Genomic DNA, 8,514 nt, shown 5'->3' on the forward strand with positions numbered 1-8,514 from the left:
GGCGGGGGTGTGCGGGTGAGTGGGGGTACGCGTCTATGCCTGCGGCGGCCTGTGCGGGTGGGGTGGGGGTTCGCGTAGCGCCTTGGGTTGCGTTGTGGGTCGGGGCCGCGCCGGGGGTGTCCGTCCTCGGTCGGGCGGTTGCCGTACCTCAGTGGGGTGGCCTGCGTTGACGCCCGCCGCTGCGGGCGGACACCCCCGGCACGTCCCCTTCCCGCCGTACGCGACTGCGGGTGCGTACGGCATTCCCCATCGGGTTCACGCCGGATGCGCGCGTGCCGTGATGTCCTCCCATGGGAAGTCACTCAGTGCCGCAAGGTTGGACATCGCCAGTGCGGCTGGGCCCATCGGGCCCTGGGCGGGGGCGTCGTCCGCTGCCCAGGTTTCTACGGCCACGCGTACGGAGGCGGCGGCCACGGCGGCTGCGAAGCGGAGGGACGGGGAGGGTGCTGGGACGGTGTCGGCAACGTTGTCGTCGGTCCTCCCGGCCAGTACCTCCGCCAGTCTCACCTCCGCCTCATGGCACACCTGCGCCCACACCTTCCGCAGTGCCGGGCTCGAGTCGGCCAGGCGGACCAGGGTGCGGACCCACTGCCAGGAGGGTGCCGAGACGCCGGCGCCCGGGCTCAGGGTGTGGCGGGCGGCGTGTTCAAGGGCTTGGGGTACGGGCAGTTCGGGTGGGGCCGTGCGGACTGCCTCTGTCCAGCGGTCGGCGCCGGCCGCGTAGAGCGGGGCCACCGCCTCCTCCTTGGTGGCGAAGTAGCGGTAGAAGGTGCGCGGCGCTATTCCGGCGGCCTGGGCGATGTCCTCGGCGCGGGTGGCGCGCAGGCCCTGCTTCACGAAGAGGGCAGCCGCGGCGCGGGCGATCTCCATACGGGTCGCCGCCTTGCGTCGCTCCGTGAGGGACAGGGATGAAGTGGCGGTGGGGTGTGCGGGGGTGGGGCTGCTCACGTTCGGCAGGCTATGCCCATGTGGCACAATCTGCCATTCGGGTGGGCCACCCCGTGGTTCAGGTACGGGGTGGCCCGCCCTTCCAGCCCTGCCCCCGCTTCAGTGCCCGAAAAGAGCCGGGCCCCGGCACCCAGGGGGGATAGGCGCCGAAGCCCGGCTCGGGGAGTCCCGGCGCCGGGGGGAGTGCGTCGGGACTTGGTCTGTCTGCCCTTGGACTGTTCGTGCTTGGTCTGTCGGGTCTCGGTTCGGGGCCGGGGGGACCGTGACCTCAGGGTCCGAACTTCCTTGCCCTGAGGTCTTGTTCCCGGGGTCCTGTCGGTTGAAGCGGCGTTACATCGCCATGTTTGCGCGGTCTTTCGCCACCCGGCGTACGCGGCCACCGCCGAGTGCACGCCCCGCCGAGCGCTACGCCGCCGCGTCGAAGCCGGTGCTGCGCGCCAGCTTCTTCAGCTCCAGCAGGGCGTGCTTCTCGATCTGCCGGATGCGCTCGCGCGTCAGGCCATGCTCCTTGCCGACCTCGGTCAGGGTGCGCTCGCGGCCGTCCTCGATGCCGTACCGCATCTTGATGATGGAGGCCGTGCGCTGGTCGAGGCGGCCGATCAGGTCGTCCAGTTCCTCGCTGCGCAGGAGGGTGAGGACCGACTGCTCGGGGGAGACCGCGGAGGTGTCCTCCAGGAGGTCGCCGAACTGGGTCTCGCCCTCGTCGTCCACCGCCATGTTCAGGGAGACCGGGTCGCGGGCCCAGTCCAGGACGTCGATCACACGGTCCGGGTTCGAGCCGAGCTCGGCGGCGATCTCCGCGGGCTCCGGGTCGCGGCCGTGCTCCCGGTTGAACTCGCGCTGGACGCGGCGGATGCGGCCCAGCTCCTCGACCAGGTGGACGGGGAGGCGGATGGTGCGGGACTGGTCCGCTATCGAGCGCGTGATGGCCTGACGGATCCACCAGGTCGCGTACGTCGAGAACTTGAAGCCCTTGCGGTAGTCGAACTTCTCCACCGCGCGCACCAGACCGGCGTTGCCCTCCTGGATCAGGTCCAGCAGGGGCAGGCCGCTGCGCGGGTAGCGGCGGGCCACCGCGACGACCAGGCGGAGGTTGGAGCGGATGAAGATGTCCTTGGCCCGCTCGCTCTCGGCGATCAGGGCCTGAAGCTCCTCGCGGGTGGCGTCCGCCCTGGCCTCCTCGTACCCGTCGAGGACCTGCCTTGCGAACACACCCGCCTCGATGATCTGCGACAGCTCGACCTCTTTGGCTGCGTCGAGCAGCGGCGTACGCGCGATCTCGTCGAGGTACATGCCGACCAGGTCGCGGTCCGCGATCTCGCCGCCATGGGCGCGAACACTGCGTGCCGCGTCGGCGGTCCCGCCGGTGGCGGACTGACGACGGGCGACGGCACGGGTTGCCATGCGTGCTCCCTTGCGGTGGGGGTCCCCCCACGCCTTTGAGGGCAGTGGGGGAGGACTGGCGGGTGGTTCTTGAACGCTTGGGACTCTGCTCGAGTGCCCGCCGTTCGATGGAAACAACGACTGGAATCAGGACAGAATTCCCAACCCGCCCCTCTATTTTTCTGATCTTGCAGTACCCTGTCCGGCCACGTGAGGAGGCCCGATGCCGTCGGAACGTACAGAGGTGCAGGTCAGGCCGGGAGTCGAGAGTGACCTCGAGGCTCTCACCGGCATCTACAACCACTATGTACGTGAGACGCCCATCACATTCGATACCGCGGTCTTCACGCCGGAGGAGCGCCGCCCTTGGCTGCTCTCCCACCCTGAAGACGGCCCGCACCGGCTGATGGTTGCCGCGGAGAGCCGTCCCGGACGCGACTCACAGCGGATTCTCGGCTACGCCACATCCAGCGCCTTCCGGGCGAAGCCCGCCTACGAGACCTCCGTCGAGGTCACCGTCTACCTCGCACCGGACGCCGGCCGCCGTGGCGTCGGCACCCTCCTCTACAAGGCCCTCTTCGAGGCCCTGGCGGAGGAGGATGTGCATCGCGCCTACGCGGGGATCGTCCCGCCGAACGAGGCGTCCGTGCGGCTGCACGAGCGGTTCGGATTCCAGTACGTCGGCACGTACCGCGAGGTGGGCCGCAAGTTCGGCCGGTACTGGGACGTCGGCTGGTACGAGAAGGAGCTCTGAGACCCCGGCGGGTCAGCCGAACTGCACCGACCGCTTCGCCAGCCCCATCCAGAACCCGTCGATCACCGACTTCTGTGCCGCCCGCTCACCGGACGCGTCCGCCGCGCCCATCGTCACGAACAGCGGGGCGAAGTGCTCGGTGCGCGGGTGGGCGTAGCGGCCGGCCGGAGACTTGTGGAGGAAGTCCAGCAGGGCGTCCCAGTCGCCGCCCTCCAGTGCCCGGCGGCCCCAGTCGTCGAACTCCACGGACCAGGCGGGGATGCCGCCCTGCCGCAGGGCGGCGAGGTTGTGGGTGAAGAAGCCGGAGCCGACGATCAGTACGCCCTCGTCGCGCAGCGGCGCCAGCTTGCGGCCGATCTCCATCAGCTTCACCGGGTCGAGGGTCGGCATGGAGACCTGCAGGACGGGGATGTCCGCCTCGGGGTACATCTCGACGAGCGGGACGTAGGCGCCGTGGTCGAGGCCGCGGTCGGGGATGTCCTGCACGGGCATGCCGGGGGCGCGCAGCAGTTTCCGGACGGACTCGGCGAGTTCGGGCGCGCCGGGGGCCGCGTACGTCACCTTGTAGTAGTGCTCGGGGAATCCCCAGAAGTCGTAGACGAGAGGAACGGTCTCGGTGGCACCGATGGCGAGCGGGGCCTCCTCCCAGTGGGCGGAGACCATGAGGATCGCCTTGGGGCGCGGCAGTCCGGCGGACCAGGCGGCGAGCTCGGCGGGCCAGATCGGGTCGTCAGCGAGGGGTGGGGCGCCGTGGCTGAGATAGAGAGCGGGCATGCGCTCCTGCGTGGCGGCGGACATGGCGGCGACTCCCTCCGGCGACCTGAAGCCATTTGCTTCAAATCTAAAGCTTCTCTGCTCAAAAGACGGTACGCCGCGGTAGTTAAAATTTCAAGGAGAGCTCTCGTACAGTGGAGTACATGAATACGGCATCGACCTCCGCACCACCCTCGCCCGTATCCGCATCCGCGGAGGAACCGCGCTGGCTCACCGACGATGAGCAGCGCGTATGGCGTGCCTACATCGACGCGTCCACCCTGCTCGAGGACCACCTGGACCGCCAGCTCCAGCGGGACGCGGGCATGCCGCACGTCTACTACGGCCTGCTGGTCAAGCTCGCCGAGTCCCCGCGCCGCCGGCTGCGGATGACCGAGCTGGCGATGTACGCGAAGATCACCCGCTCCCGCCTCTCGCACGCCATCGCCCGGCTGGAGAAGAACGGCTGGGTCCGGCGCGAGGACTGCCCCGACGACAAGCGGGGCCAGTTCGCGGTCCTGACCGACGCGGGCATGGAGGTGCTGCGGGAGACCGCGCCGGGCCATGTGGCGGCCGTGCGCCAGGCGATGTTCGACCGGCTCACCACCGAACAGCAAAAGGCCCTCGGCGAGATCATGCGGATCGTCGCCGAGGGCCTGCAGCCCAGCGAAGCTGGTGCGGACCTGCCCTGGCTCCGCTGAACCGCTGATTCAGCAGCGAGCCGCGGCAGGTCCTGGGGTCGTACGTACGGAGCGTCCCCATCCCCGTACGTACGCCTGGTCCCGAGTCCCGAAGGAGTACGACCGTACGGTCGTCGTCGGCCTCAGTGCGCGACGACCGGCACCAGCACCTCGTCCTCGGCGCCCTCCTCGGAGGAGGCCACCGGCGTGCCGTCCGGGCGGCCGGCGTTGACGAGGGTCACGACGATCACCGCGGCGAGCACCAGCATGCCGACGGCGAACCAGATCGCGTTGGTGTAGCCGTGCACCTGGCCCTGCAGCGCCACCAACTGCTGCTGCGACTTGGAGGTCGCGGAGCCGATGTGGTCGGCGATGTAGGAGGTGGTGGCCGAGGCGGCGATCGTGTTCAGCAGGGCCGTACCGATCGCGCCGCCCACCTGCTGCGAGGTGTTGACCATCGCGGAGGCGACACCCGCGTCCCGGGGCTCGACGCCCAGGGTGGCCAGGGACATGGCCGGCATGAACGCCGTACCCATGCCGAGACCGAGCAGCAGCATCGCCGGCAGGATGATCGAGGCGTACGACGAGCCGATCTCCAGCTGCGTCATCAGCAGCATGCCGACCGCGGCGACCAGGAAGCCGGGGCCCATCAGCATGCGGGCCGGCAGGCGGGTCATCAGGCGGGTGCCGATCTGGGTCGAGCCGACCATCATGCCGACGATCATCGGCATGAAGGCGAAGCCGGTCCTGATCGGCGAGTAGCCCTTCACGATCTGCAGGTAGTAGGTGAGGAACAGGAACGTGCCGAACATCGCGATGATCGCGATACCGAGCGAGAGGTAGACCCCGCCGCGGTTGCGGTCGGTGATCACGCGCAGCGGCAGCAGCGGGGCCTTGACCTTGGCCTCGGTGACGACGAAGGCGAGCAGCAGGACCGCGGAGGCGACGAACATGCCCACGGTCACGGAGTCGCCCCAGCCGTCGGACTCGGCGCGGGTGAAGCCGTAGACCAGCGCGACCAGGCCAAGGGTGGACAGCAGGACGCCGGGGATGTCGAGCGGGTTGCGGTTGCGGCCGCCCTCCGGCTCACGGATGACGAAGTACGCGCCGAGGGCCGCGACGATCGCGAACGGGATGTTGACGAAGAACGTCCAGCGCCAGTCCATGTACTCGGTCAGCACGCCGCCGAGGATGAAGCCGACGGCGCCGCCACCACCGGCGATGGCACCGTAGATGCCGAACGCCTTGGCACGCTCCTTGGCGTCCGTGAACATCACGGCGAGCAGCGAGAGCGCGGCGGGCGCGAGCAGTGCGCCGAAGACACCCTGCAGGGCGCGGGAGCCGAACATCATCGCCTCGTTGGTGGCCGCGCCACCGAGCGCGGAGGCCGCGGCGAAGCCGATCAGACCGACGACGAAGGCGTTCTTGCGGCCCCACAGGTCGGCTATCCGGCCGCCGAACAGCAGCAGACCGCCGAAGGCGAGGGCGTAGGCCGTGACGACCCACTGACGGTTGCCGTCCGAGATGCCCAGGTCCTGCTGGGCGGAGGGCAGGGCGATGTTCACGATGGTCGCGTCGAGGACGACCATCAGCTGGGCCAGCGCGATGAAGACGAGCGCTTTCCAGCGGTTGGAATCGGCGGCACCGGGGGTGCTGCCTGGAGCCTTTGCGGCTGTTTCGGACATGGGGGTACCCACTTCGGGACTTCGTAACGGAAAAAGACTGTCTAAAGGGGACGGCTCGTCGGCTGTGACGGCCGGTGAGATTCGTTGTGGTGACTGCTGTTGCGCGCTTGTTGTGCGCTGTGGTGACTGCTGTTGCGCTCTGAACTAATCGGTCAGGCCTGGCGCAGGTCCTCCATCGTCATCGCCGTGCCCGGCAGGACGGAACGGGCCGGGGCCCGCAGTCCGTCCAGGAACAGCTGCAGATAGCGGTGGACGAAGCGGTCGGCGCGTTCGCATCCGGTGCCGGCCGGGGGCCGGCTGAGCTGGGCCACGCCGAGCAGGACGTCGCCGACGTCCACGTCGGAGCGGAGCCGGCCGGCCGCCTTGGCGCGGCCCATGATCTCCCCGACGAGCTGCTCGACCCGCTCGCGTGCGGCTTCCAGATCCGGGTGGTTCTTGTCGAAGGTGCTCTGGACCATCGGGCACAGCGCGCTGATCCGCTCGTCGGCGGCGGCGTGCACGAAGCGCTCCAGGGCCTCGAAGGCATCCCCGGTCTCCGCGAGCGCGAGTTCGGCCGCCGCCGCCGTACGGTCCATGACGGAGCAGACGACCTCGCGGACCAGCGCGTCGCGGTCGGGGAAGTTGCGGTACACCGTGGCGTTGCCGACGCCGGCGCGGCGGGCGATCTCGTCGAGCGGCACGTCGGGGCCGAACTCGACGAACATCTCCCGGGCGGCGGTGACGATCCGCTCCCGGTTGCGCAGGGCGTCGGCGCGCGGCCGGGTCGCCTTGCGCGCTACGGGGGTGGCGGTCTGCACGGCGTACTCCTGAGTTCCAGTGGAGGCGATCCGGGGAAGGTGTCCCCGTTTCGCTCGGACACATGGCTAAACGGGGAGGGGGTCCCCGGTTATTTCCCGCTCTCCGAAAAGTTTCATGTGACCTGAATCACAAGCGTTTTCCCTGCTCCAGGAATTCCAAGAACTCCAAGAACCCACGTTCGGTCTCCTCCAACGCGCGCCCGCGCACCCCCCGACACAGGGTGATCGAGAGGGTGCAGCACGCGGTCCGGCGGGCTGCCATGGACTGAAGGGCCCATGCATGCAGCCGAGCCGTCGGATACGCCCCCGCCGTGTGGCCGCCCTCGCCTCCGTGACCGCCCTGACCGTGGCGGTCAGCACCTCGGCAGGCACCGGGCACCTCACGGCGGGTACCTCGACGGCGACCGGAGCGGGCCCGATCGCGCCGGCCCGCTCCTCCCCCCTCGGCCCCTGCATGATCAGCGGCCGCCCGACGGTCCAGATGTCCGAGGGCGTACCGACGGGGCGCGGCTACGCCCGCTCCACCGGCACCGTCCGCGCCCTCACCCTGATGGTCGACTTCCCCGACGCGCCGGGTCCCGGCCGCGCGCTCGACCGTTTCGCCGAGTTCTTCCCGAAGACCCAGGAGTGGTTCCGCACCAGCTCCTACGGCCGCCTCGACTACCAGCCCCGGACCCCGATCCGGGGCTGGCTGCGCATGCCCAAGTCCTTCCACGCGTACGGCATAGAGCGCGGCGCACCCTTCGACCCCGGGTACCGGCAGCTGGTCCAGGACATCGTGACCGAGGCCGACCCCAAGGTGGACTTCCGGTCGTACGACTTCCTGAACGTGCTGGTGACGCCGAACGCCGGCCCGTCGGCCCTGGACACGGTCCTGTCCGTGTCCTTCGCCGGCAACATGGAGGCCCCGGTGGCCGACGGCGTCTCGGTGGCCAACGCCTCCTTCGTCTACTCCCGCCAGGACGACGGCTCCGGCACCTACCACCGCACCGGCTACCGGGTCCTCCCCCACGAGAACGGCCACGTCTTCGGCCTGCCCGACCTGTACACCGCCGAGGGCGGGGGCGCGGTCGGCCACTGGGACATCATGAGCGAGGACTGGGGGTCCAACAACGACCTGCTCGGCTGGCACAAGTGGAAGCTGGGCTGGCTGGACGCGGCGCAGGTGCGGTGCGCGGCCGGCCCCGGGACGTCCGAGTACGCCCTGACCCCGCTGGCCCTCGAGGGCGGCCCGAAGCTGGTGTTCGTACCGCTGAACCGCCGCAGCGGCTACGCCGTCGAACTGCGCACCCCCGAGGGCAACGACGAGACCGTCTGCCGCCCCGGCGTCCTGATCTACAAGGTCGACGCGGACGTGGACACCGGGATGGGCCCGGTGAAGGTCCACGACTCCCACGAGGACAGCGGCGGCTGCACCCGCAGCCCGAACGTCCACGCCGAGCTGTCGGACGCCACGTTCGTGCCGGGGGAGGAATTCGAAGATACGAAGCGGGGGGTGCGGATTGCGGTGGTGG

The 8,514-nt window shown here is 69.8% G+C and carries 8 protein-coding genes; 3 read left to right on the forward strand and 5 right to left on the reverse strand.

The genetic code is table 11. The annotated features are described in order from the left end of the window. Positions 1–255: 255 nt before the first annotated feature. Entirely contained in the window at positions 256–948 is a 693-nt protein-coding gene (locus tag ADL12_RS16155; RefSeq protein WP_341846360.1) for a TetR/AcrR family transcriptional regulator, read from the reverse strand. A gap of 405 nt (positions 949–1,353) precedes the next feature. After that, positions 1,354–2,352: a sigma-70 family RNA polymerase sigma factor gene (locus tag ADL12_RS16160; protein ID WP_062702964.1), complete on the reverse strand. Its 999-nt coding sequence runs from the start codon at positions 2,350–2,352 to the stop codon at positions 1,354–1,356. A 202-nt stretch (positions 2,353–2,554) separates the two neighbouring features. Here ADL12_RS16160 and ADL12_RS16165 point away from each other — a divergent pair, with 202 nt between their 5' ends. After that, complete coding sequence (locus ADL12_RS16165; RefSeq protein ID WP_062702966.1) at positions 2,555–3,085, forward strand: GNAT family N-acetyltransferase; 531 nt, start codon at positions 2,555–2,557, stop codon at positions 3,083–3,085. A 12-nt stretch (positions 3,086–3,097) separates the two neighbouring features. Here the strand turns inward: ADL12_RS16165 and ADL12_RS16170 are convergent, their stop codons facing one another. After that, complete coding sequence (locus ADL12_RS16170; RefSeq protein ID WP_062702968.1) at positions 3,098–3,883, reverse strand: dioxygenase family protein; 786 nt, start codon at positions 3,881–3,883, stop codon at positions 3,098–3,100. A 119-nt stretch (positions 3,884–4,002) separates the two neighbouring features. On the opposite strand from ADL12_RS16170, the gene ADL12_RS16175 reads away from it, so the two are divergent. Beyond that, positions 4,003–4,539, forward strand: coding sequence for a MarR family winged helix-turn-helix transcriptional regulator (locus ADL12_RS16175; RefSeq protein WP_062702977.1), 537 nt, complete (start codon positions 4,003–4,005; stop codon positions 4,537–4,539). 122 nt (positions 4,540–4,661) lie between these two features. Here the strand turns inward: ADL12_RS16175 and ADL12_RS16180 are convergent, their stop codons facing one another. Together ADL12_RS16180 and ADL12_RS16185 are read right to left on the reverse strand one after the other, a co-directional pair. Next, positions 4,662–6,203, reverse strand: coding sequence for an MFS transporter (locus tag ADL12_RS16180; protein WP_062702970.1), 1,542 nt, complete (start codon positions 6,201–6,203; stop codon positions 4,662–4,664). Positions 6,204–6,355: 152 nt separating this feature from the next. Next, positions 6,356–7,000 (reverse strand): TetR/AcrR family transcriptional regulator, encoded by a 645-nt coding sequence (locus ADL12_RS16185; RefSeq protein WP_062702973.1) that lies wholly within the window; start codon positions 6,998–7,000, stop codon positions 6,356–6,358. 280 nt (positions 7,001–7,280) lie between these two features. Between ADL12_RS16185 and ADL12_RS16190 the strand changes: the two genes are divergently transcribed. Beyond that, on the forward strand, positions 7,281–8,514 hold a 1,234-nt coding region (locus tag ADL12_RS16190), incomplete at its 3' end, for a M6 family metalloprotease domain-containing protein (RefSeq protein ID WP_079052072.1).

Source organism: Streptomyces regalis, from assembly GCF_001509475.1.
In the GTDB taxonomy this organism is placed as follows: domain Bacteria; phylum Actinomycetota; class Actinomycetes; order Streptomycetales; family Streptomycetaceae; genus Streptomyces; species Streptomyces regalis.